A 24,442-nucleotide genomic window follows, 5' to 3' on the forward strand; every position below is an offset into this window, starting at 1 on the left:
TTTGATTATTCGTGAAAGACTAATTCATCATATGAAAAATATAAGGCACTGACAATTATAAATTATATTCGAAGCGTGGCGTTTTGAAAGTCTTTTTCAAAAATATATCAGACTGAGTGACGGGTGTTTATCGTTTGGTCAACGACGGAAGGAGACCATCCATGAGCTTTCAAAACCCCGTTTTCATCCCGGGTCCGACCAACATCCCGGAAAGCCTGCGCAAGGCCTGTGATATGCCCACGATCGACCATCGCTCGCCGCTGTTCGGGCAAATCCTGCACCCCGCGCGTGCTGGCGTTCAGAAAGTCCTGAAAAGCAACAGCGCCCAAATCTTCATCTTCCCGTCGACCGGAACCGGAGGCTGGGAGACCGCACTGACCAATACCCTGTCGGCCGGTGACAAGGTTCTGGCAGCGCGCAACGGCATGTTCAGCCATCGCTGGATCGATATGTGCCAGCGTCACGGTCTGAATGTCGAGATCGTCGAAACCCCTTGGGGCGACGGGCTGCCAGCTGATCGTTACGAAGAGATTTTGACCGCCGACACAAGCCACGAAATCAAGGCTGTTCTTGCCACGCACAACGAAACGGCAACCGGTGTGAAATCGGATATTGCGGCTGTACGCAAGGCGCTGAGGGCCGCCCGTCACCCTGCCATGCTGTTCGTCGATGGTGTTTCATCGATCGGGTCCATGGATTTCCGTTTTGACGAATGGGGCGTCGACGTGGCCGTCACGGGTTCGCAGAAAGGGTTCATGCTGCCTGCGGGTCTTGCCATCGTCGGGTTTAGCCAGAGAGCAATGGACGCGACCAAGACGGACACCCTGCCCCGCACCTTCTTTGATGTTCATGACATGGTCCAGGGGTACGCCAACAACGCCTATCCCTATACGCCTGCCGTTGGTTTGATGAATGGCCTCAACCAGGCCTGCGATATGTTGCTGAGTGAAGGTTTGGAAAACGTCTTTGCCCGGCATCACCGTATTGCCGAAGGAGTACGTGCCGCCGTGGGTGCGTGGGGGCTGGACCTTTGTGCGGCGAACCCGTCGGTATATTCTGACACCGTCAGCGCGATCCGAACGCCAAACGGCTTCAATGCGACGGGTATAGTCACCCATGCCGCTGAAAAATACGGCGTTGCCTTCGGTGTCGGCCTTGGTGAAGTCGCAGGCAAGGTATTCCGCATCGGACATCTGGGTAGCCTGACGGATGTCATGGCTCTGTCCGGGATTGCCACCGCTGAAATGTGCATGGTCGACCTGGGCCTGAACATCCAGCTGGGCTCCGGCGTGGCGGCTGCGCAGGAATATTATCGCGGTCATCCCGGTGCAGTTCAGAAGGATGCTGCGTGATGAAGGACTGCAACATGTACATCCCAACCTACGAGGACATGCTCGAAGCCCACAATCGGATCGAGCCCTTTATCCGCCGTACCCCGGTCCGAACCTCGGACTACCTGAATGAATTGGCCGGGGCGCAGCTGTTCTTCAAATGTGAGAACTTTCAGGAACCGGGTGCCTTCAAGGTGCGTGGGGCAGCAAATGCCGTGTTTGGCCTTGACGACGAACAAGCAAGGAAAGGCGTTGCAACCCATTCCTCGGGCAACCACGCCTCGTGCCTGTCCTATGCGGCGATGAAGCGGGGCATACCGTGCAACGTCGTCATGCCACGCACAGCGCCGCAGGCCAAGAAAGACACGGTGCGGCGCTATGGCGGGAAGATCACGGAATGTGAGCCCTCAACCTCGTCGCGCGAGGCCACGTTTGCCGAGGTTCAGGCCGCCACGGGCGGGGATTTTGTCCACCCCTACAATGATCCGCGCGTGATAGCCGGGCAAGGCACCTGCTCGCGCGAGTTCATCGAACAGACCGATTGGCTGGACGCGGTAGTCGCCCCCATCGGTGGCGGCGGCATGGTATCAGGCACTTGCCTGACATTGTCTACTCTGGCCCCTGAAACCGCGATCATCGCCGCAGAACCTGAACAGGCCGACGATGCCTATCGCAGCTTCAAGGCCGGCCACATCATAGCGGATGACGCACCCAAGACGATTGCCGACGGGCTGCTGGTTCCGCTCAAGGACCTCACCTGGCATTTCGTGTCGAACCACGTCTCCGAAATCTACACGGCTTCCGAGCAAGAGATCATCGACGCGATGAAACTAACGTGGAAACACCTACGGATCGTGATGGAGCCATCTTCGGCCGTTCCGCTGGCTACGATCCTGAAAAACCCGGACGCTTTCAAAGGCAAGCGGGTCGGCCTGATCATAACCGGGGGCAATGTCGATCTGGACAAGCTGCCCTGGCTGAACGCGTAACATCAATCCCGACATAGGAATACGGAAATGAAAGATATGACCAATCTCGACAATTTCGAAGTAGGCTTTGACATTCCGGCCAAGCCCGGAATGGATGAAGCAGATATCCAGACTCCCAGCCTGATTCTGGATCTCGACGCGCTAGAACGCAACATCAAGAAGATGGGCGACTATGCCAGGGCGCATGGCATGCGCCACCGCGTGCATGGAAAAATGCACAAATCGGTAGACGTGGCCAAGTTGCAGGAGAAGATCGGAGGCGCTGTTGGCGTTTGCTGCCAGAAAGTTTCAGAGGCCGAAGTGTTCGTGCGCGGTGGCATCAAGGACGTTCTGGTGTCGAACCAGGTGCGTGACCCCGCCAAGATCGACCGTCTTGCCAGCCTGCCAAAGCTGGGCAGCCGCATCATCGTTTGCGTCGACGATCTGGACAACGTTGCAGATCTTTCCGGCGCGGCGGTGGATCATGGAACACAGCTGGAAGTCTTTATCGAGATCGACTGCGGTGCCGGGCGGTGCGGCGTGACAACGACCCCGGAAGTGATCGAGATTGCCAAAGCAGTAGAAGCTGCTGACAACCTGAAGTTCACCGGGATCCAAGCCTACCAGGGGGCCATGCAGCACCTTGACAGCTATGAAGCGCGCAAGGAAAAGCTCGACACCGCCATCGCCATGGTGAAAGACGCCGTCGAGGGCCTCAAAGCTGAAGGCATCGAGTGCGAATTGGTCTCGGGCGGTGGCACCGGTTCATACTACTTCGAGTCCAACTCGGGCGTGTACAACGAACTGCAATGCGGGTCCTACGCGTTCATGGATGCCGATTACGGCCGCATCCTGGACAAGGATGGAAACCGGATCGATCAGGGCGAGTGGGAAAACGCCTTCTTCATCCTGACCAGCGTCATGAGCCACACCAAGGCGGATAAGGCGATCGTCGATGCAGGCCTCAAGGCGCAATCGGTGGACAGCGGCCTGCCGGTTGTCTTTGGCCGCGACGATGTCGAATACATCAAATGTTCGGACGAACACGGCGTCGTCATGGATCCGAACGGTGCGCTGAAGGTCAACGACAAGCTCAAGCTGGTTCCGGGACACTGCGACCCAACCGCAAATGTACACGATTGGTATGTCGGTGTTCGCAACGGCAAGGTCGAGACCGTCTGGCCCGTGTCCGCCCGCGGACGCGCTTATTGATCTGAACTTGCTCTGTTTGGGAGGGCTGGCTCGGAAGCAGCCAGACAGCCGCCCGCGTTTATGCTCTCCTTCCGGCAGGGGCACGCGGGCGCACGATTGTTTGATTGGAGAAAGAAATGCTGATCGTACCCGAGCGTGAGATCGCTGACCTTATGACCCGACAAGCGGCTTTTGACGCGGTCGAACAGGTCTTTGCTGCAATGGCGTCCGGCGACGCCTACAACTTCCCTGTCGTGCGTGAAGCCATCGGGCACGAAGATGCACTATACGGCTTCAAGGGTGGATTTGACCGCGCTGGCCTGACGCTTGGACTGAAGGCGGGCGGCTATTGGCCAAACAATCTGGAAAAACGCGGGCTGATCAACCACCAGTCCACGGTTTTTCTTTTCGACCCCGACACTGGCAAGCCATCTGCGATGGTCGGCGGCAACCTTCTGACGGCCCTTCGAACGGCGGCAGCATCTTCGGTATCGATCAAGCATCTCGCACGTACGGACGCCAGGGTCATAGGCATGATTGGCGCTGGCCACCAGGCAGCCTTTCAGCTTCGCGCGGCATTGGAGCAGCGCGATTTTGACAAAGTCATTGGTTGGAACTACCACCCCGAAATGCTGCCGAATATCGAAAAGGTCGCCAATGAAGCAGGTGTTCCGTTCCAGGCGGTCAAGCTTGACGAAATGACTGAGGCGGATGTGATTATTTCGATCACTTCGGCCTTTGCACCCTCACTGATGGCGAACCATGTCAGCCCCGGAACTCATATCGCCTGCATGGGCACGGACACAAAAGGAAAACAGGAAGTTGAAACCGCCCTTCTGGCCAAGGCGAGCGTGTTCACGGACGAAGTCGCGCAATCCGTCAGCATCGGCGAAGCGCAGCACGCCGTGGCCGAAGGCCTGATCCAAGAAAGCGATGTGGCGCAGCTTGGCGCGGTCATCAACGGCACCAATCCGGGCCGGATATCGGACAATCAGATCACGCTGTTCGATGGCACGGGTGTGGGCCTTCAAGATCTTGCGGTCGCCGCGTCCGTGGTTGACCTCGCCGTTCGGAAAGGGATCGCGATCGAGGTCGATTTCTGAAGCCAGACGGCAACACCTCCTTGGGCATTGTCTCGGCGGTCCTTTTGGGTGGAGAGCTTTTGACAGCAGATCTCCATTAAATGGTGACAAAACAATGAATCGCGGCGCGCCAAGGCGCGCCGCTTCATGTTTTTTCCAGGACGATCAGTGTATCACGTCGAACGCATCAGACGTGGTCGTCTTGCTCGATGGACCCAAGACCATGACCGGCCATGCCGCCCGAGACCTCTTCCGTCGCTTCGTCGGAAAGTTCTTCGGGAAGAACAAGATTCAATACAATGGCGATGACGGCGGCGGGCAGGATTCCTGATGTCGCCAGAACCTTCAATGTGCCGGGCAAGTATTGCAACGCGTTGGGTTCCAGCTGCAAACCCAGCCCAAGGCTCAGGGCGATTGCAAAAATCACCATGTTGCGCCGGTTCCAGTTCACGTCCGACAGCATCGAGACACCTGCCGCCACAACCATGCCGAACATCACGATCACGCCCCCACCGAGAACCTCAATCGGAATGGACGAGATTATCGCCCCGATTTTGGGAATAAGCCCGCATACGATCAGGAAAACTGCACCGATGGTCACGACCATTCGGCTCATGACGCCGGTCATCGCAATCAATCCGACATTCTGACTGAACGACGTGTTCGGCAGCGCTCCAAACAGGCCAGAGATCGCAGTGCCAAGACCATCGGCATAGGTCGCGCCCTGAATTTCCCTGTCGGTTGCTTCTCGCCCAGCGCCCCCTTTGGTGATACCGGATACGTCCCCAACGGTTTCAACTGCGGAAACAAAGGACATTGCACAGAAACCGATGATGGCCGCGACCGAGAATTCAATACCGAAATGCAACGGGTTCGGCAGAGCAAAGGATGCCGCGTTCCCGACGTTGCCCAGGTGGACCTGGCCAAGTAGGAACGCCACGGCGTATCCGACCAGCAGACCGATCAGAACAGCCGACACGGACAGCATGCCCCGTGTAAAGAATTTCAGGCCAAGCGTGACCACGATTACAGTTCCGGCCATGAACCAGTTCAGACCCGAGCCGTATTCCTCGGTCCCAATCGCAGGAACACCCCCCGCGGCATACTGAATGCCGACCTTCACAAGTGCCAAGCCAATCATGGTCACCACAAGGCCCGTAACCAGTGGCGGAAGAGCAAAGCGAATGCGTCCAATGAACAGCCCAAGCAAGGCGTGAAACAAACCACCGACAACAACCCCGCCCATCAGGACGGCAATACCGTCAACGCCCTTCCCCACCACCAGTGGAATCATGATCGGGATAAAGGCAAACGATGTTCCCTGCACGATAGGCAGCCGGGCACCGACCGGGCCCATGCCAACAGATTGAAACAACGTGGCGACACCTGCAAAGAACATCGACATCTGGATCATATAGATCATCTGCGGGAAATCGGGGCTGTTCGAGCCAAAACCGAAACCAGCTGCACCACAAACGATAATGGCTGGCGTGACGTTTGACACGAACATCGCCAGTACATGCTGAATTCCCAGTGGCACCGCCTTTAGCAGCGGCGGAGTATAATTCGGATCGCGGAGTTGTTCCGGCGTTCCGATGGATGCATCTGACATTTGGTTTTTCCTCCCTTGAAGTTCGCAGCCGGCTCCTCATCCGGCAACGCACCTCATTCTGTGATTTCAAAAGCCTCCTCGAACCAATGCTCTTCGAGGTTGGGCCCGGATCCAATTCGGTCGACCACCGCAAAAAGTCCGGGCGCATGAAGCGGGGTCAGAACGCCATGCCAAGTGTTGCGATGATAATTCACACCCTGTCCGGGCGCTGTTTTGAAGGCGATTGGCTGTCCCGGCGTGCCGTCTTCATCCGGGGCCACAACCACGACAAAAGGTTTATCCGACAAAGGCAAAAAGGCCTGGCTGCCATCAGGATGGCGTTCCACCATTTCCAATTTGATCGGCAAGCAGAAGACTTCGGACTGAAACACGCTGATACCCGCGTGCCCATCATGGAAATCCAACGCGGCCCGGTCGTGATAGCGCGCGCATTTACCCTGATTAATAAGTTTGTCCACCTGACCAGCCGCCTCGATGACATCGCCGAAAGGTGCAAATGCCTCTGACGTCAAAGGTCGGAGCTTCAAGGCAGCCGTCATTCCGCGAACTTCTCAATCAGGCGCAATTCGGCAATGCGCTCAACCTGACGGCAGGCTTCGGCAAATTCCCTGTCACGGTCATTGTCGATACGACGGTGAAAGGCTTCCAGAATGCTGGCTTTCGTGTTGTCCTTGACCGCGATGATGAAGGGAAAGCCAAACTTGGTTGTGTAGGCTTCGTTCAACGCCGTGAACATCGCGCGCTCTTCATCGGTCAGCATGTCCAGGCCTGCACCGGCCTGTTCCGCAGTACTTTCCTTGGTCAGGCGGCCGGCGGCGGCCAGCTTGCCCGCCAAGTCCGGGTGGGCTGTCAGAACGCCAAGGCGCTGCTCGGACGAGGCAGAACGGAATATACGCGCCAGTGCGTTGTGGACACCAGCAGCATTGTCATGCGTCGGGCCCAATTCCAGTTCATACGCACCTTCGGCAATCCACGGGCTGTGCTCGAACACGCCACCGAATTCTGACACAAAGGTTGGTCGATCCATTTCGGACGGGGTCAGACCTTGCACAGGTGGGTGTTCCTTGGCCCAATGATCGGCAATCTGCTCGCGCGTTGCGAACCAGACACCGTCGTGTTTCCTGAAGTAATCAAGTGCGCGTTTCAGCGCCATGGCACGACCTGGGCGACCAATCAGACGGCAGTGCAACCCGATCGAAAGCATCTTGGGCGCGCCCGCCTCACCTTCGGCATAGAGCATGTCAAAGCTGTCTTTCAGATAGCTTTCGAACTGTTCCCCATTGGTGAATCCAGCCTGGATTGCAAAGCGCATATCGTTGCAGTCCAGTGTATAGGGCATGATCAGTTGATCCTTGCCCCCTGCCTTGGTCCAGTATGGCAGATCGTCGGCGTAGCTGTCGGCGATATAGGCAAAGTCGCCTTCCCCGGCGGCCAGTTCGACCGTTTTCATCGAACAGCGGCCCGTATACCAACCACGGGGCGGCTGACCCGTAACCTCTGTGTGCAGCCGGATTGCTTCGCGGATCTGGGCGCGCTCTTCTTCGGCGTCCATGTCCTTGTGTTCAATCCACTTCAAACCGTGGCTGGCTATCTCCCATCCTGCGTGCTTCATCGCCGCAACCTGAGAAGGAGCACGGGCCAAGGCGGTTGCAACGCCATAGACTGTAACAGGCAGATCCTGCAGAAGGTGATGCACGCGCCAGAACCCCGCGCGGCTGCCGTATTCGTAGATCGATTCCATGTTCCAATGCCGTTGCCCCGGCCAAGGGGCGGCTCCGGTGATCTCGGACAGAAACGCTTCGGATGCGGCATCGCCGTGCAGAACGTTGTTTTCACCGCCCTCTTCGTAATTCAGCACGATCTGAATTGCGATTTTGGCATTGGCCGGCCAGTTTGCTTTGGGAACTTGCCCACCGTAACCGGTCATGTCTCGTGGATAAGGCTTCACATCGGTTTCCTTCTTCATGAATTGATCAATACCCCAGATAATCAAATATGTTTTTCAAAAAATACTGAAAGCAGCTTCCCACAGACTGCCTTTGCCCCTTGGGGCGAAAACAGACTAGTAACTGTATAACTTGAGGAGTAGCGCAAATGACCGGTTACCTTACAACACATGTTCTGGATACGGCGCGAGGGTGTCCCGCCGAAGGATTGAAGATCGAACTGTTCCGCATTGAAGGTGCAAACCGCGAGTTGCTGAAAACTCTGGTCACCAATGACGACGGCAGGACCGACAAACAAATTCTGCCCGAAGCAGAGTTTTCAACAGGTGAATACGAACTTGTCTTCCATGCCGGAGATTACCTTGATGCCTCTGGCACACCACCTGAAAACCCACGCTTTCTGAACGTCATCCCGATCCGCTTTGGAATGTCCGAACACTCGCATTACCACGTGCCTCTGCTGCTTTCACCCTTCGGATACGCGACCTATCGCGGCAGCTGAGCATCCTACCGGGACGTATTTGCTGCCGCAATCGACGACCCGATGCGTTCTATTATGAATTCCATGAAAAGCCGCGTTTTGGGGTCCTGCATACGGCGGTGCGTAAACAGACATGCCATCTGAATTGGTTCCGGCGGCGTCTTCTCTGCCACCGGAACCAGATTTCCCGCCTTGAGATGCTGCGCAATCTCAAATTTCGGCTTCAACGCGATGCCATGCCCGCCAAGCGCCCAGTCTGTCAGCACGTCGCCGTCGTCTGACTCGAAACGTCCGGAAACCCGGAACCGTTTTGGCCCCGCATCGGTCCTCAAGAGCCATTGAAACTCGGTCGCTCCGGGGAACCGCAAATTGAGACACTCGTGCTCATCAGCGATTAACGCGTCGCCGCTTTCAGGCATCCCACGTTTTTTGATGTATTTCGGAGATGCACAAAGCACCCTTTCGACATCGGCGATCTTGCGAATACGCAAGTTGCTGTCTTCTGGCTGACCCAGGAAAAAAGCCAGATCCAGACCCTCGGTTGTCAGATCAACCTTACGGTCCGTCAGCCTCAGCCTGACGTTCACCTCGGGGTACTCGGCAAGAAACTTTGGGACCTGCGGTGCTATCAACCGACGCCCAACCCCCAAGGGCGCAGCGACATAGAGTGACCCTTTCAGGTTCTCGGTAAGATTGACGATCTGGGCTTCGGCACTTTCGACTGCTTCTAGGATCTCTGCTGCGCCACGATAGAAAGATTTTCCCTGCTCGGTGGGCGTCAGGCTGCGTGTCGTGCGTTGGAACAAACGCACGCCAAGATGCTCTTCCAATTGCGATATACGCGCCGACGTAACAGCTGGCGAAACCCTCAAATCACGGCCCGCGGCAGACATGCTGCCCAGTTCGTAGACCCGGACAAAGGTTCTGATGTTATCAAGGTAGGACATTTTTTTGCATTTTTTGATACTGCTTGGTCTTTACCAGCAATACCAGAACAAAACACACTCGCATAGAGTAACCGGAACTATAGAATCTTAGGAGCAAAGCCATGTATGACTTGGCCGTAATGTGGGAGTGGATCGCCTTTTCCGTCCGTTGGCTGCATGTGATCACCGCGATGGCGTGGATTGGTGCGTCATTCTACTTTATCGCGCTGGACCTCATGTTGAAGCCAAACCCTGCCTTGCCGGACGGAGCCTACGGCGAAGAATGGGAAGTACATGGCGGCGGTTTCTACCACACCGTCAAGTATCTGGTTGCACCCTCGCGCATGCCCGAGCACCTGACCTGGCACAAATGGCAGAGTTACACGACTTGGCTGTCGGGCGCGGCGTTGCTCATGATCATATATTGGGTCGGGGGCGAGTTGTTCCTGCTTGATCCGACCAAAGTGGACCTGGCGCTGTGGCAGGGGGTCCTGATTTCTGGCGGATCGCTGACCATTGGCTGGTTGCTCTACGACCAGATGTGCAAATCGAAGCTGAGTGATCACCCGACCGTTCTGATGCTGCTGTTGTTCGTGATCCTGGTGATCATGTCGTGGGGTTACAACCAGATCTTCACCGGTCGCGCCGCGCTTTTGCATCTTGGAGCCTTCACTGCGACAATCATGACGGCCAACGTGTTCTTTCAGATCATGCCGAACCAACGGATTGTGGTCGAAGACCTCAAGGCCGGTCGGACGCCTGATGCCAAATACGGCAAGATCGCCAAGGTACGATCCACGCATAACAACTACCTGACTTTGCCGGTCGTTTTCCTGATGCTGTCGAACCACTATCCGCTTGCTTTCGGCACCGAGTATTCCTGGATCATCGCCAGCCTGATCTTTCTGACGGGCGTCACCATCCGTCACTACTTCAACACGATGCATGCAACCGGGAAAGGCCCGCACTGGACTTGGGGGGTGACGGTTCTGCTAATGGTCGTGATCGCCTGGCTGTCTTCGGTGAGAAACACTGAGACATGGGAGGACGCCGAAGCGCGTGACCTGACGCCATACGAACAGAAATTTGCGTCAGCCGCGGGCTTCGAAGACGCCTATGACACGGTCTTGGGCAATTGCTCGATGTGCCACGCCCGCGAGCCGGTGTACGGCACCATGAAATGGGCCCCGAAGAAGGTTTATCTTGAGACACCCGGCGATGTCGCCCGCAACGCCGACCAAATCTATCTGCAAGCCGGCATCAGTCACGCAATGCCACCACCATCTGCAGTGCAAATGGATGAAGAGGCACGCCAAACCATCATCGCATGGGTGCGTGAGGTCAGAGACCAATAGACGCCTGCGCGCAAAACGAAGATTGTTAACCGGGTCGTGATGCCCGGTTTTTCTTTATGCGAAAAAGCGTTTGCTGTGCTGCGCGATGTGTTCGACAAACAGACGCACCTTGGGGTCTTGCAGCTTTTTGTGCGGATAAAGACATCCGAAAATCGTTGGCAATGGGGGCGTCTCGGGCAGGACTTCGACCAGTCGCCCATCCTTGAGAAACTCCCGTACGTCAAAGCGCGGCTTGTTGACGATCCCCTTGCCCGCCAAGGCCCAGTCTGTCAGTACATCACCATCATCCGCGTCGTATTTACCGCGAACTTCAAGTTTTCGCGGACCCATATCAGTGCGGAGCGTCCAGTAGTATTCCGGAGACCTTGGATAACGCAGCAACAGGCAGTTATGGGGCATGTGCAACAAATCGTCTGGTGTTTTGGGCGTGCCAAACTGCGACAAGTAATCGGGCGAAGCGCACAGAACACGATCACAATCCGCGAACTTCCGCAGTTTCATGGTTGAATCACCGGGCTCACCAATGAAAAAGGCTATGTCCAGACCGTCGGCCAGAATGTCCACCTTGCGGTCGGACAAACGCATGCGAATCTCTGTTTCCGGGTAGCGATCAGAGAATTCCGGGACAAGTGGCGCAACAATTCTGCGCCCGACACCCAAAGGCGCGGTGATGCGGATGGCCCCCCGAGGCGCGTCGGAAAAGCTGGCGACACGCGCTTCAGCGTGATCAAGCGCCAGCAGGACCGCCTTGGCTTCATCGTAGAAAACCGTCCCCACTTCCGTTGGTGTCATCGACCGGGTCGTTCTGTTGAACAGCCGTACACCCAGATGGTTTTCAAGCTCTTTCAACCGTTTGCTGGCCACCGCCGGGGTCAACCGAAGATCACGCCCGCCAGACGTGATGCTGCCCAGTTCCATCACTCGGACAAAAACACGCAGACTTTCGATGTAAGACATTGGAACCTCCCAGCAGCGAAAGAATGCGTCATGGCCCTATCTTTTTCAACGATATGTTGAAAGTATTTGCCGTTTGCGGCGATTTTCCGACTCAATCTTTGCACCTATGGTTCCAGTGACCGCCCTCCGGAAGGCAGGGCAGAGGGAGAATTCCATGACGCATCGCACCCACATCCGATTTGTCCTGAACGGCAAGGATGTCTCCGCCCCAAACGTCTCAGCAGACCAGACACTTCTCGATTTCCTGCGCCTGGAACGTCGACTGACAGGAACGAAAGAAGGCTGCGCCGAAGGCGACTGTGGCGCGTGCACCGTGCTTGTCGGACGGCTTGGGCGCACGGGCCTGCACTATGCTCCGGTCAATGCCTGTATCCGGTTTCTTGCCTCTGTCGACGGCTGTCATGTCGTGACGGTTGAAAACCTGACCGGACCTGAAGGCCGACTACACCCGGTTCAACAAGCCATGGTCAATCATCATGGCAGCCAGTGCGGGTTCTGCACGCCAGGCTTCGTCATGGCCCTCTATGCGCTTTGGATGCAAACTCCGGAACCAACCGAAGTGCAGGTTCAAACCGCACTGCAGGGTAATCTGTGCCGCTGCACAGGGTATGAGCCTATCATCCGAGCGGCCATTGCCGTCAGCCGCTACGGCACCCCGGCTTCTGACCATCTGAACACCGAACGCGAAACCATGACGGCGCGCCTGGCGGCCCTGAAAGACGGGCGGCGCGTGGTGTCCGGTCCTGAAGGCAACCTGAGCATTCTCCCGTCCAGCGTTGATGATCTTGCCGCATGTCTGCAAGCTTATCCAAACGCCACGATCGTGGCCGGAGCCACCGATGTGGGCCTTTGGGTGACCAAGTTCCTGCGCGACATTGGCCCCGCCATCTTCACCGGTCATCTCGAAGACCTGAGAACAGTTGAAAGACAGGGGTCCCTCCTCCTGATCGGTGCCGGCGCCAGCTACACCGATTGCCAGGAACTTCTGTCTGAGCACCTGCCACACCTGTCCTCCTACTGGGATCGCATCGCAGGGTGGCAGGTGCGGAATATGGGAACTGTTGGCGGGAATATCGCCAACGGCTCCCCTATCGGGGATACGCCGCCGGTTCTGATTGCGCTAGGCGCAGAAATCACGCTGCGGCGCGGTTCCGAAAGCCGGACGCTGCCTCTGGCTGATTTCTTCATCGACTATGGCAAGCAAGATCGCCAACCCGATGAATTTGTCGCAAGCATCCACGTGCCCCTGCCCGGCCCCAACGATCTGAACGCGGCCTACAAGATTTCCAAGCGGCGTGACGAGGACATCTCTTCCGTCGCTGCCGGTGTCCACATGACGGTCACGGATGGCACGATCAGCAATGCGCGCATCGCATTCGGCGGCATGGCCGCTACGCCTAAGCGAGCCGCAGCTGCCGAGGCCGCGCTAAACGGTCAACCCTGGTCGCGCGAAAGCTTTGAAGCTGCCGCTGTGGCGCTGGCACAGGATTTCTCTCCTCTGACCGATTGGCGTGCATCGTCTGACTACCGGATGCTGACCGCCCAGAACCTGCTGCGTCGGTTCTTCCTTGAGAATGACGCTAAAACCGACACCCCCGTTCAACTGGCTAGCGCGTAATTAGGAGACGGCAAAATGAAAGATAACGTTTCCATCATTGGATCAGCCCACACCAACGTCAAACATGACAGCGCGATCAAGCACGTCACAGGGCGTGCCGACTATACCGACGATATTGCCCAGCCCGAAGGCACGCTGCATGCCTATCTGGGTGTCTCCGACGTCGCCCATGCCAAGTTATTGGACATTGATTTCACCGAAGTGCTGGCCACGCCGGGGGTCGTCGGTGTACTGACCGCAGACGACGTGCCGGGGGTCAATGACATCAGCCCGACACATCTGAACGACGAGCCGGTTTTCCCGACCGACGCCATTCAGTTTCACGGGCAGCCTTTATTTGCCGTAGCAGCGGAAACCCGTGACATTGCGCGCCGGGCCGCAGAACTGGCAAAGATCGAATACGAAACCCTGCCCCACGCGCTGGACCCGATTGCCGCGCAAGAAGCCGGATACCCGCATGTCACAGCCCCGCTCAAGCTGGAACGCGGCGACGTCGCCCCGGCGCAGGCCGCGGCACCAAACCGGATCAAAGGCCGCATGAATGTTGGCGGCCAGGACCACATGTACCTCGAAGGTCACATCGCCTTTGCCATACCGGGCGAAGACGATGATGTGGTTGTGCATTGCTCCACCCAGCACCCGTCCGAAGCGCAGCATATGGTCGCGCATGTCCTTGGAGTGCCGTCTAACGCCGTTGTCGTTAACGTGCGCCGCATGGGCGGCGGATTTGGCGGCAAAGAAAGCCAGATGAACCTGTTCTGCGCTGTTGCCGCTATGGCTGCCAAAAAGTGGAACCGCGCCGTGAAAATCCGCCCTGATCGGGATCAGGACATGACGGCGACGGGCAAACGTCATGACTTCGTAATCGACTATGACGTCGCCTTTGACGACGACGGCCGTATTCAGGCGGTCGAAGGCAGCTTTGCCGCGCGCTGCGGGTTCTCGGCGGACCTGTCCGGCCCTGTGACCGACCGGGCGCTTTTCCACGCGGATAACGCTTATTTCTATCCGAACGTGCGCCTGAACAGCCGTCCGATGAAAACCAACACGGTGTCGAATACCGCGTTTCGCGGATTTGGCGGCCCGCAAGGCGTTATCGCGGCTGAGCGGATGATCGAAGAAATTGCCTATGCCACGGGGCAGGACCCGCTGGATGTGCGCAAGGTCAATTTCTACGGTACCGAAGACCGCAACATCACCCCATATCATCAGGAGGTCGAAGACAGCATTCTCGACCGACTTATCGGAGAGCTGGAAGAGACATCGGGATACCGCAAGCGCCGTCAGGACATCATTGAATTCAACAAGACATCGCCAATCCTGAAAAAAGGCATCGCGCTTACTCCGGTCAAGTTTGGCATTTCGTTTACCGCGACCTGGTACAATCAGGCGGGCGCTCTGGTTCATGTTTACAATGACGGTTCGATCCATCTGAACCACGGTGGCACCGAAATGGGGCAAGGTCTCAACACCAAGGTTGCTCAGGTCGTCGCCGAGGCCTTCCAGGTCGATTTCAACCGGATCAAGATTACCAAGACAACGACCGAGAAGGTTCCCAACACCTCGGCCACTGCGGCGTCCAGCGGGACCGACCTGAATGGCATGGCAGCGTTGAACGCGGTCGAACAGATCAAGGAACGTCTGGTGAAGTTCGCTGCTGAAAACTGGAAAGTCGCTCCTGAGGAAGTCGGATTCCACGCCAATCAGGTGCATATCGGCCAAGACGTTCTGGCCTTCGATGCATTCATCAAACAGGCCTATCTGGCGCGCGTACAACTGTCGGCGGCCGGGTTCTACAAGACACCAAAAATCCATTGGGACCGAGCCAAGGGGCAAGGCCGCCCGTTCTATTACTTCGCCTATGGTGCGTCCTGTTCGGAAGTCACAATTGATACTCTGACCGGTGAATACCACGTGGATCGGACGGATCTACTGCACGACGTCGGACATTCGCTGAACCCTGTGCTGGACAAAGGTCAGGTCGAAGGTGCCTTTATTCAGGGCATGGGATGGCTGACCACCGAAGAGCTTTGGTGGGACGATGCCGGTCGTCTGCGCACCCATGCTCCATCAACATACAAAATCCCACTCGCATCAGACCGCCCGCGCATCTTCAATGTGAACCTCGCCGATTGGTCGGAAAACCGGGAACTGACCATCAAACGCTCCAAGGCTGTTGGCGAGCCGCCGTTTATGCTCGGTATCTCGGTGTTCGAGGCGTTGTCGATGGCCGTGGCTTCTGTTGCTGATTACCGGGAATGTCCGCGCCTCGACGCACCGGCCACGCCCGAACGCGTCCTGATGGCCGTTGCGCGGTTGCAAGCGGGGCCCTGAACTATGGCTGCCCCGCATTCTCTGAGCAGATTTCTGTCCGCGCAGCTTTGCGTGATCCGCGTTGCGTTGACGCGTGTACGCGGGTCTTCGCCGCGCAATGAGGGAACAGAGATGTTCGTGGCACCCGGATCGTTGTGGGGAACCATTGGCGGTGGGCAATTGGAGTTTATTGCCATCAACGCCGCGCGGGACATGCTGCGTGATGGAGCGTTGCATCGGGACATGGATGTGCCTCTGGGCCCGGAAATCGGGCAATGCTGCGGTGGCAGGGTCGAACTGAAACTGACCCGCATGCGGGCCTCAGACAAATGGGCGGCAAAAGAACGCGCCGCCCAGCGCGAAGACGATTCGCCTAAAGTCTACGTCATGGGCGCGGGCCACGTTGGTCGGGCTCTGGCCAATCTCCTTCAGTACCTGCCGGTGTGCTGCATCCTCGTCGACACCCGGCCCGAAGAGATTGAGCTTTGCACCGCAAATGTCGAAACCCGGGTCAGTGCAATCCCCGAAGCCGAAATCTGGCGCGCACCCGAAGGCAGCGCCTTTATCGTTCTGACCCATGATCACGGATTGGATTTCCTGCTGACGACCGCCGCGCTGGAACGAAAGGATGCCGCTTATGTGGGGATGATCGGTTCCGCAACAAAGCGGGTAAAGCTCAGGAACTGGGCGCAGAAACACTGCGACGGACTATCCGTCGAACAACTGAATTGCCCCATCGGGGCAAGCGGTAGCCGCGACAAGCGGCCCAGCGTCATCGCCGCTTTCGTGGTGGCCGAAGTGATGGCTGAATTGACCTCTGAAACTGCCGCGACCGCCCTGACCGGGGCAAACCAGGCGCCCCTGCGGGCCCACCATCACGACCGGAAAGGGAGATCGGCCTGACACCCGTCGGGCCAACCCGGTCACATCAGAGGAGGAGACCGTCATGGACGGGAGGACCTATGAATACAAGCTGTTTACCCGCAGCGACTTCAGCGCTTTCTGGGCGCTGTTCACGGACAACCTTGTAAACCTGCTGATCCTGTCGGGGGTCTGCCAGTTCGTGTTCCAAATGCCAGCGGAAATCGTCTTTGGCCGCATCGTACCCGGCGCCGCCATCGCGATTTTGGCCGGTGTCGCGGTCTACACATACCTCGCCAAGTGGGCGGCAAATGCTCAAGGTAAAGACGTAACCGCGTTGCCCTACGGCATCTCGACGCCGGTAATGTTCGTCTACCTGTTCGGTGTGATCGGTCCCATCTATTGGGCAACCAACGATCCGATGCTGGCTTGGCAAGTCGGTATCGGAGCCGGATTCATGGGCGGCATTGTTGCGGCGTTGGGCGCAATCGTGGGGCCATACCTCAAGAAGATCACGCCCCGCGCAGGAATGCTGGGAACGCTTTGCGGGATCGCTCTGGTTTTCATCGGCTCCGTCCCTCTGGCCGAAGTGTTCGAGAACCCCGTCATCGGCTTTACGTCGCTGCTGTTTATCCTTTGGGGTCTGATCGGGCGCTTCCGTCTTCCCGGCAACGTACCGGCCGGTCTGGTTGCAATTGCCGCTGGTACGGTGATTGCCATCATCCTTGGTGAGTCAAGGATTGATGTCAGCGGCATCGGGTTCTACCCGCCAATCCCTTACATCGGGGACCTTATTACCGGCGTGCAATACCTTTTCGCCAACCCTGAGCTGTTTCTGGTGCTGATTCCGGTGCAGATATACAACTTCATCGAAACCATGAACAACGTCGAATCGGCCGAGGCCGCGGGGGATCACTACCCGGTTGGGCTGTGCCAGGTCACGGACGGCGCGGGCACGATGCTGGGTGCTCTTTTTGGGTCCCCATTCCCGACAACCGTGTACATCGGCCATCCGGCCTATAAACGACTGGATGCGCATGCGGGGTATATTGTCGGTGTGGCCGTTGTAATTGCCGCCGCCGCCTTCCTTGGGTTCCTGTCATTCCTTGCTGGCCTGATCCCGATCGCCGCAGCTGCACCAGTACTGGTCTTTGTCTCAGTCAGCCTGATCACCAACACGGCATGGGCTGTCAAACCGATGCACATGGCTGCGGTATCCTTTGCGATCCTGCCCCATATCTCGGCCTTCCTGATGGTCAAATGGGGATCTTTGATGAACGCCCTGCGCAGCAGCGGTGTCGAAGGACTGCCGTCTTTGGGAGATGCAAATCTGACCTCGGCCCTTCTCATGGAAGGGGCTCATTACGAGGGACACCTTGCCCTGAGTCAGGGGGCGATCATCACCGGACTGGTCTGGGGCGCCATCGTGGCCGATGTGATTGACGGACGCTTCCGGATGGCCGGCGCGTTTGCCGTCGCAGGTGGGCTGATGTCTTCGATCGGCATCATCCATTCCTACACGCTACAGATGCCTCAGTTCGACGGGATAACCATCGGCTATCTGATCATCGGCGCATTCCTCTATGTCTACCCGATGTTCGCACCTACAGAGGATCTCGAACATCGTATCATCGTACCGGATGAGCCCGATCTCATCGATGACGATTCACCCGCTCAACAAGCCTGATCGACAGCGGGGCAGTCGCACGGCTGCCCCAAAAACCTTCCAGTCCCGTTCAATCAAGGTCGTTCGCGAGGCAGAGATTGCTCTGCGACCGCTTGCTGATCTTTCTCTCGCCTTTCTCCGGGCGACGGCATGTGGTTCGGAAGGGTCTTCCAGCGGATCACCCATGGCGGTTTCTCACAACACAACTGCACCGCCTTGACTCCGTCCATCATGAACACGATCAAAGCCTTGGCTGAGGTTACATAAAACAAACGACCGCAAGTGATTTGCGCGAGGTTATGAACCTCACCTGTGGGCCCCGCGATCGGCCGTCAGCCGATCAACCGTGGCGAATTTTGTCGTTTGCAGGCTTTTCTGTCGCTTTCCCGCTTGTCGCGGCAAGCTGGTATGAACAAGAATACCTGCTTATGAATAGTTGTTTTCCAAATCCTATGGACCGCCGTGCCACCGGCTGTGACCTTGTGATCCTAGCCTGATTTCAGGGCCCCTGGCCCATATGCATCAGGCTGTGACTACGGATTTTTCGGATAACCTCATGACAACTCAAGCGCTGCGCCTGGCCATCGATATTGGCGGCACGTTCACGGATACGGTTCTTGTCTCTGGCGAAGAGACGATACTTGCCTCGACCAAAACCCTGACCACGCATCACAACCCCGCCGACGGCGCCATGCAAGGCGCAGCGCGCGTAATGCAACAGACTGGGCACCATCTGAGCGAAGTCACCGGTTTTATTCACGGCACCACGCTGGCCACCAACGCACTGATCGAAAAACGCGGTGCGGTCGTGGCAACCGTGACCACCGAAGGGTTCAGGGACATTCTGGAAATCGCCTACGAGCGGCGCTATTCGCAATACGACATCAATCTGGAAAAACCTGATCTTCTGGTCCCACGTGAGCGCGCGCTGACAGTCCGCGAACGCGTTTCGGCGGATGGCAAGGTATTGATTCCGCTAGAAGGCACAGCCGTCGACGCGTTGCTGAAGGACATCGACGCCAGCGGAGCGGAAGCCATCGCCATCTGCCTGATGCATGCTTATGCAAACCCCGAGCACGAGCGCAGGCTGCGCGATAGACTAGCGGACAGGCGCCCCGATCTGACCGTCTCGATCTCGTCGGACGTCAGCCCCGAGGCGCGCGAATTCGACCGGCTGTGCACGACAGTCGCCAACGCCTATATCCAGCCTCTGATGGAGACGTATCTGGCCCGGTTTGTCGAACAATTCGAGGCCCGGGGCGTCACCTGTCCGATCCTGATGATGACGGCAGGTGGCGGAATGTGCACCCTGCACACCGCCGCGCGGTTTCCAATCCGGCTTGTAGAATCCGGCCCTGCCGGCGGAGCCATTCTAGCCGCCCGCGTCGCCGCCTGCGCCGGTCTGGATCAGGTACTGTCCTTTGACGTCGGCGGCACCACCGCCAAGCTGTGCCTGATCGACAACGCCCATCCGCAGACTTCACGCCAGTTCGAGATTGCCCGCGCCGCCCGGTTCATCAAAGGATCCGGAATGCCGGTACGTATACCGGTCATCGATATGATCGAAATCGGCGCCGGAGGCGGTTCGATCGCCGAGGTTGATCGGTTGGGACGGCTGACCGTGGGGCCAAAATCAGCGGGATCCGAGCCCGGCCCCGTCGCCTTCATGCGCGGTGGAACCGAACCCACGGTGACGGACAGTGATATTACACTGGGTTATATCGTACCGGACACGTTTGCCGAGGGGCATATTCAGCTTGATTCCGAAGGCTCGAAACAGGCGCTGAGCCGGTTAATCGGGTCGAAGCTGGAGCTGGATGCCGTCGGAGCCGCCGATGGCGTCAGCCGTATCGTCGACGAAAGCATGGCCAGCGCGGGTCGGATGCACGCGGTGGAATCCGGCAAGGACCTTGGCCCACGAACAATGATTGCTTTTGGGGGCAACGGGCCATTGCACGCCAGCCGGGTGGCGCGATCCGCCCGGGTCAGCCGCATAGTGATCCCACCCAACCCGGGCGTCGGCTCGGCTGTCGGTTTCCTGTTCGCTCCGGTGTCTTTCGAAATCGTCCGCTCGCGCTATTCGTTGCTGGGCAGCATGGAGCTGAACGGAATCAACGCTTTGTTCGAAGCCATGATTTCCGAGGCAAGAGACGTCGTCTTCCAAGGGTCCGGTGAGGCCCCGACCGAGACGTCGCGTACTGCCTTCATGCGCTACCACGGACAGGGACACGAGATCGAGATCTCCCTTCCTGACCGCCCCCTGACCGCCGAAGATTTCGTGCCGCTGACCGCTGCATTCGAACAGGAATACCGCAAGCAATTCTCGCGCCCGGTACCGGGAATGCAGATCGAGATTCTCAATTGGGCAGTACGGGTCGCGACCTGTGACAGCGTCGTGCCGGCGGTTCCTGAAACGCCCCGGTTGAAGACAATCTCGGTGTCGGAAACCCGTCCGATCACGTGTGACGTGGACGGAGTATCAAAGCCAGCGGCCTTCATCGCGCGAGCGGATCTGAAGCCCGGCGACCACCTTCACGGCCCCGCACTGATCACCGAGCCGCAGACAACCACGCTCGTATCCGCCGACTTCTCGGTGCATGTGGATGCCCTTGGAAACCTCGTCCTCGTTCAGGACCAGAAAGGAGGCGCATGATGTCAGCCGATCTTTCACATGATCTGTCGCCCGCCCGAATGCAAGTGATGTGGAATCGTCTGCTGGCGGTGGTCGAAGAACAGGGCCAAACCCTGATCCGCGCCGCCTTCAGCCCGATTGTACGCGAATGTGGTGATATCTCCGCCGGGATTTTTGATGCCGATGGCCGAATGCTGGCGCAAGCCGTGACCGGCACACCGGGGCACATCAACACCATGGCCGAGGCAGTGCAGCACCTGCGCCGGGTTTTCCCGGTTCAGACCATGAAGCCGGGCGACATCTACATGACAAACGACCCATGGCTGGCCTCGGGACACCTGAACGATTTCCTGCTGATGATGCCCGCATTCAAGGATGGCAGGGTGGTGGGCTTCACCTCCTGCACCTCGCATCTCGTTGATCTGGGTGGGTTGGGCATGGGCCCCGAAGGATCCGATATCTATGACGAGGGTCTTCTGATCCCGCCCTGCAAGCTGGTTGAAGAAGGCACTCCCAACGCTCTGCTTCTGGACATCATCCGTGCCAACAGCCGCGAACCCATTGCCAATGATGGCGACATCTATGCGCTGATCGCCTGTTGCGAGGCCGGTGTTACAAGACTGCTGTCGATGATGGAGGAATTTGGCCTCGACGATCTGGACACGCTCGGCGCCTACATCATCGACACGTCGCGCCGCGGTACGCTGGAGGCCATCGCCGAAGTGCCCGAAGGTGTCTACAAGAATGTTCTGAAAATGGACGGTTATGAGAATGAGCTGGAATTGCACGCCACCCTGACCGTGAAGAAGGATGGCATGCATGTGGATTTCTCCGGTACCTCGGGCTGTTCACGCAAGGGCATCAACGTGCCGCTGAACTATGCCACCGCCTACACGGTGTTTGCCTTGCGCTGCATTGTCGGCTCGGACATTCCCAACAATGCGGGATCACTGGAGCCATTTACCGTTGACGGGCCCAAAGGCTGCATCCTGAATGCGCAGCGCCCGGTGCCGGTTGCGATGCGGCACACGCTGGGTCAGGTAACGCCCGATCTGGTTCTGGGCTGCCTGCATCAGGCCCTGCCCAATGCGGTCCCCGCCGAAGGCGCAAGCTGCATGTTCGACCTGCCCATGCGCCATGCCCCTGAAGTCGCACGAGAAGGCGGTCGCGAATTCGCGGTGGAACCCGTGCACAATGGCGGAACCGGCGCGAGACCTCATGCCGACGGTCTGTCGGCCACGGCCTACCCGTCCGGCGTGTTCGGCAGTCAGGTCGAAATCACCGAAAGCGTCGCACCTGTGACGATCTGGCGGCGCGAACTGCGCCACGATTCCGGCGGCGCGGGCAAGTATCGCGGCGGTCTGGGACAAAGGATCGAGATGACCTCGTCCAACGGTGCACCCTTTATCGTTTTCCTGTCGGTTGAACGGCTGAAATACCCGGCGCTTGGCCGTATGGGCGGCAAACCCGGCGCGCCCGGCCGCATCCGTTTCAGGGACGGTGCAAACGATATTCCGGGCAAAGGCGAATTGCGGGTGGAACAAGATGATTACCTGATCTTCGATACTCCGGGCGGTGGCGGCCTTGGTGACCCCGCCGAACGCGACCCGGATGCGCTGGCGCTGGACATCAAACGAGGGTTGGTGAGCGAAGAGGGTGCCAAGACTTACAGAGGTGACGCATGATCCGACCGGTTCCTTACGTTGGCGCCATGGGCGCTTATGCGCTGGCTGATCCGAGCGGCGCAGGTACGATTTCACTGGCGCAGAACGAAAGCGCCTTTCCCGCAAGCCCCGCCGCCATTGCGGCTGGGCAGGCAGCGCTGGCGGATCTGGCCCTTTATCCTGATCCAGAATGGGCCGAAATGCGCTCGGCCATTGCCGAAATACACAAGCTCGACCCGGCGCACATTTTATGTGGGGCAGGCTCAATGGAACTGATTGGCTGTCTGATCCGCGCCTTTGCCGGGCCAGGAGATCAGGTGCTGGGCACACAATATGGCTATGCCTTTGTCGCCTCGGCTACAGCACAGGCGCAGGCCGAATATGTGGCAGCGCCCGAGGTCGATTTGACCGTATCGGTGGACGCGCTTCTGGCAGCCGTCACACCTGCCACCCGCATCGTGTTTGTCTGCAATCCGGGCAACCCCACCGGCACGCTGATCCCGAATGACGAAATTGTCCGCCTCCGATCGAATCTGCCCGGCGAGACACTGCTGGTGGTAGACCAGGCCTATGCGGAATTTGCCGATGCCACGAACGATCCCGCGCAAATCTTTGCGCTGGTGGACCGGGGCGATACCGTGATCACGCGTACATTTTCCAAAGCCCACGGGCTGGCTGGGGCGCGGGCCGGCTGGGGCTGTTTCCCAAGCGAAATCTCGGGCGGGGTCCGCAAACTTCTGAATCCCAACAATATCTCTATTGCCTCGCAGGCAGCAGCGGCGGCGGCGATGCGCGATCAGGCCCATATGCGCAACGTGGTCGCACGGACAGGCGAAATTCGGGACCGGTTTGCGCAGGCATGCCGCGAACTGGGCCTGAGCGTGCCGAAAAGCCACACCAATTTCGTGCTGATCCGCTTTGCCTCGACCGCGCAGGCACAATGCGCCGATGCGGCTCTGCGGGCGGAAGGCCTGATGATGCGCGGCATGAACGGCTATGGTTTGTCGGACTGTTTGCGCGCCACAATCTGTGCGCCCGGCGTGATGGACAAGGCCCGCGACGTGTTGAAAGGAACGTTGAGATGACCGAGACCCGCACAGCCGCCAAGATCGGTGTTCTGGTGCCCTTCACCAACACCAATCTGGAACCGGATATGGAGATGCTGCGACCGCCAAACACCACTATCCATTTCCAGCGTATGGGCGGCTATGACGTGGATGAAATTCCCGGCTCGGATCAAATGGCAGGTTTGGGCGCTTCAGATATCAGCCACGATCTGCACATGATCTCAGGGGTGCGGCCCGATGTGGTGCTGTACGGCTGCACCTCGGCCACCCTGACCCATGGACCGTCTTTCGACGCTGAGCTGGCGCAACAGATCAAATCCGGATCCGGGGCGCTGTCGCTGACCGCGGCCGGATCATTGATCGCCGCAATCAAAACGCTGGAGGCCACAAAGGTCGGCTTTTCCTCGCCCTATCTGGGCGAAATAAACGTACAGGCGATGGATTTCATGGCCCAGAACGGAATCCAGACCGTTCGATGCGCCGATGTGGGCCGCAAGCTGGGCAATTACGGTCAGGGCGAGCTGACACCGGATGAAGTCTATGATCTGGCCTGTCAGGCCGATCACCCGCAGGCGCAGGCCATAATTCTCAGCTGCACCGACATGCGCGCGGTCGAGGCGATCGACCGGATTGAAGCAACGCTTGGCAAGCCGGTGGTCACCTCAAATCAGGCGATGATGTTCTGCCTTATGCGGGCTCTGAACCTGCCGCGTCGCGACGCGCTTCCAGGGCGATTGTTCGACCTGCTCTGAACGGATCAGGGCGCAAGGCG

At 58.1% G+C, this 24,442-nt stretch carries 19 protein-coding genes; 14 read left to right on the forward strand and 5 right to left on the reverse strand.

The genetic code is table 11. The annotated features are described in order from the left end of the window. The first annotated feature begins 161 nt into the window (after positions 1 to 161). The 4 genes from bhcA to bhcD all read left to right on the forward strand — a co-directional run bounded on the left by bhcA (position 162) and on the right by bhcD (position 4,593). The gene (bhcA, locus tag AC2FFA_RS08025) at positions 162 to 1,352 is read left to right on the forward strand and encodes an L-aspartate--glyoxylate aminotransferase BhcA (protein WP_496851013.1); all 1,191 of its coding nucleotides are present in this window, start codon (positions 162 to 164) and stop codon (positions 1,350 to 1,352) included. Continuing rightward, positions 1,352 to 2,320, forward strand: a complete 969-nt coding sequence (bhcB, locus tag AC2FFA_RS08030) for a beta-hydroxyaspartate dehydratase BhcB (RefSeq protein WP_496851015.1) — start codon at positions 1,352 to 1,354, stop codon at positions 2,318 to 2,320. The genes bhcA and bhcB overlap by 1 nt, the downstream gene beginning before the upstream one ends. Positions 2,321 to 2,347: 27 nt before the next feature. After that, positions 2,348 to 3,511, forward strand: coding sequence for a 3-hydroxy-D-aspartate aldolase BhcC (gene bhcC / locus AC2FFA_RS08035; RefSeq protein ID WP_496851017.1), 1,164 nt, complete (start codon positions 2,348 to 2,350; stop codon positions 3,509 to 3,511). 116 nt (positions 3,512 to 3,627) lie between these two features. After that, the gene (gene bhcD / locus AC2FFA_RS08040; RefSeq protein ID WP_496718397.1) at positions 3,628 to 4,593 is read left to right on the forward strand and encodes an iminosuccinate reductase BhcD; all 966 of its coding nucleotides are present in this window, start codon (positions 3,628 to 3,630) and stop codon (positions 4,591 to 4,593) included. A 166-nt stretch (positions 4,594 to 4,759) separates the two neighbouring features. On the opposite strand, the gene AC2FFA_RS08045 is transcribed toward bhcD, so the two are convergent. Genes AC2FFA_RS08045 through puuE form a run of 3 tightly spaced genes read right to left on the reverse strand, consistent with a single transcriptional unit; the run spans position 4,760 to position 8,150 of the window. Next, a complete protein-coding gene (locus AC2FFA_RS08045) occupies positions 4,760 to 6,184 on the reverse strand; it encodes a uracil-xanthine permease family protein (protein WP_496851019.1) in 1,425 nt (474 codons plus the stop codon). Positions 6,185 to 6,237: 53 nt separating this feature from the next. Further along, entirely contained in the window at positions 6,238 to 6,723 is a 486-nt protein-coding gene (locus tag AC2FFA_RS08050; RefSeq protein WP_496851020.1) for an ureidoglycolate lyase, read from the reverse strand. Continuing rightward, on the reverse strand, positions 6,720 to 8,150 hold the full coding sequence (gene puuE / locus AC2FFA_RS08055) for an allantoinase PuuE (protein ID WP_496851021.1): 1,431 nt from the start codon (positions 8,148 to 8,150) through the stop codon (positions 6,720 to 6,722). Before puuE ends, AC2FFA_RS08050 begins: the two co-directional genes overlap by 4 nt. 128 nt (positions 8,151 to 8,278) lie before the next feature. Here puuE and uraH point away from each other — a divergent pair, with 128 nt between their 5' ends. Continuing rightward, positions 8,279 to 8,632 (forward strand): hydroxyisourate hydrolase, encoded by a 354-nt coding sequence (uraH, locus tag AC2FFA_RS08060; protein WP_117873808.1) that lies wholly within the window; start codon positions 8,279 to 8,281, stop codon positions 8,630 to 8,632. 5 nt (positions 8,633 to 8,637) lie between these two features. Here the strand turns inward: uraH and AC2FFA_RS08065 are convergent, their stop codons facing one another. Continuing rightward, positions 8,638 to 9,558, reverse strand: a complete 921-nt coding sequence (locus AC2FFA_RS08065; RefSeq protein ID WP_117873810.1) for a LysR family transcriptional regulator — start codon at positions 9,556 to 9,558, stop codon at positions 8,638 to 8,640. Positions 9,559 to 9,659: 101 nt separating this feature from the next. Between AC2FFA_RS08065 and AC2FFA_RS08070 the strand changes: the two genes are divergently transcribed. Beyond that, positions 9,660 to 10,892, forward strand: a complete 1,233-nt coding sequence (locus AC2FFA_RS08070; protein WP_496851023.1) for a urate hydroxylase PuuD — start codon at positions 9,660 to 9,662, stop codon at positions 10,890 to 10,892. Positions 10,893 to 10,946: 54 nt separating this feature from the next. On the opposite strand, the gene AC2FFA_RS08075 is transcribed toward AC2FFA_RS08070, so the two are convergent. Beyond that, entirely contained in the window at positions 10,947 to 11,849 is a 903-nt protein-coding gene (locus AC2FFA_RS08075) for a LysR family transcriptional regulator (RefSeq protein WP_496851025.1), read from the reverse strand. Positions 11,850 to 12,003: 154 nt separating this feature from the next. Here AC2FFA_RS08075 and xdhA point away from each other — a divergent pair, with 154 nt between their 5' ends. The 8 genes from xdhA to AC2FFA_RS08115 all read left to right on the forward strand — a co-directional run bounded on the left by xdhA (position 12,004) and on the right by AC2FFA_RS08115 (position 24,422). Further along, entirely contained in the window at positions 12,004 to 13,467 is a 1,464-nt protein-coding gene (gene xdhA / locus AC2FFA_RS08080; RefSeq protein ID WP_496851027.1) for a xanthine dehydrogenase small subunit, read from the forward strand. Positions 13,468 to 13,482: 15 nt separating this feature from the next. Further along, a complete protein-coding gene (gene xdhB, locus AC2FFA_RS08085) occupies positions 13,483 to 15,801 on the forward strand; it encodes a xanthine dehydrogenase molybdopterin binding subunit (RefSeq protein ID WP_496851028.1) in 2,319 nt (772 codons plus the stop codon). A gap of 3 nt (positions 15,802 to 15,804) precedes the next feature. Then, entirely contained in the window at positions 15,805 to 16,683 is an 879-nt protein-coding gene (gene xdhC / locus AC2FFA_RS08090) for a xanthine dehydrogenase accessory protein XdhC (RefSeq protein WP_496851030.1), read from the forward strand. A gap of 43 nt (positions 16,684 to 16,726) precedes the next feature. Then, positions 16,727 to 18,328 carry a xanthine/uracil/vitamin C permease gene (locus tag AC2FFA_RS08095; RefSeq protein ID WP_496851032.1) on the forward strand — a complete coding sequence of 534 codons (1,602 nt, stop codon included), beginning with the start codon at positions 16,727 to 16,729 and terminating at the stop codon, positions 18,326 to 18,328. Between the two features lie 535 nt (positions 18,329 to 18,863). Beyond that, positions 18,864 to 20,960 (forward strand): hydantoinase/oxoprolinase family protein, encoded by a 2,097-nt coding sequence (locus AC2FFA_RS08100; RefSeq protein ID WP_496851034.1) that lies wholly within the window; start codon positions 18,864 to 18,866, stop codon positions 20,958 to 20,960. Beyond that, positions 20,960 to 22,624: a hydantoinase B/oxoprolinase family protein gene (locus tag AC2FFA_RS08105; protein WP_496851036.1), complete on the forward strand. Its 1,665-nt coding sequence runs from the start codon at positions 20,960 to 20,962 to the stop codon at positions 22,622 to 22,624. The genes AC2FFA_RS08100 and AC2FFA_RS08105 overlap by 1 nt, the downstream gene beginning before the upstream one ends. Further along, positions 22,621 to 23,688 carry a pyridoxal phosphate-dependent aminotransferase gene (locus tag AC2FFA_RS08110; protein ID WP_496851037.1) on the forward strand — a complete coding sequence of 356 codons (1,068 nt, stop codon included), beginning with the start codon at positions 22,621 to 22,623 and terminating at the stop codon, positions 23,686 to 23,688. The genes AC2FFA_RS08105 and AC2FFA_RS08110 overlap by 4 nt, the downstream gene beginning before the upstream one ends. Further along, the gene (locus tag AC2FFA_RS08115) at positions 23,685 to 24,422 is read left to right on the forward strand and encodes a maleate cis-trans isomerase family protein (protein ID WP_496851039.1); all 738 of its coding nucleotides are present in this window, start codon (positions 23,685 to 23,687) and stop codon (positions 24,420 to 24,422) included. Before AC2FFA_RS08110 ends, AC2FFA_RS08115 begins: the two co-directional genes overlap by 4 nt. Positions 24,423 to 24,442 lie beyond the last annotated feature (20 nt).

The sequence above is a fragment of the Ruegeria sp. YTSB088 genome (genome assembly GCF_059609825.1).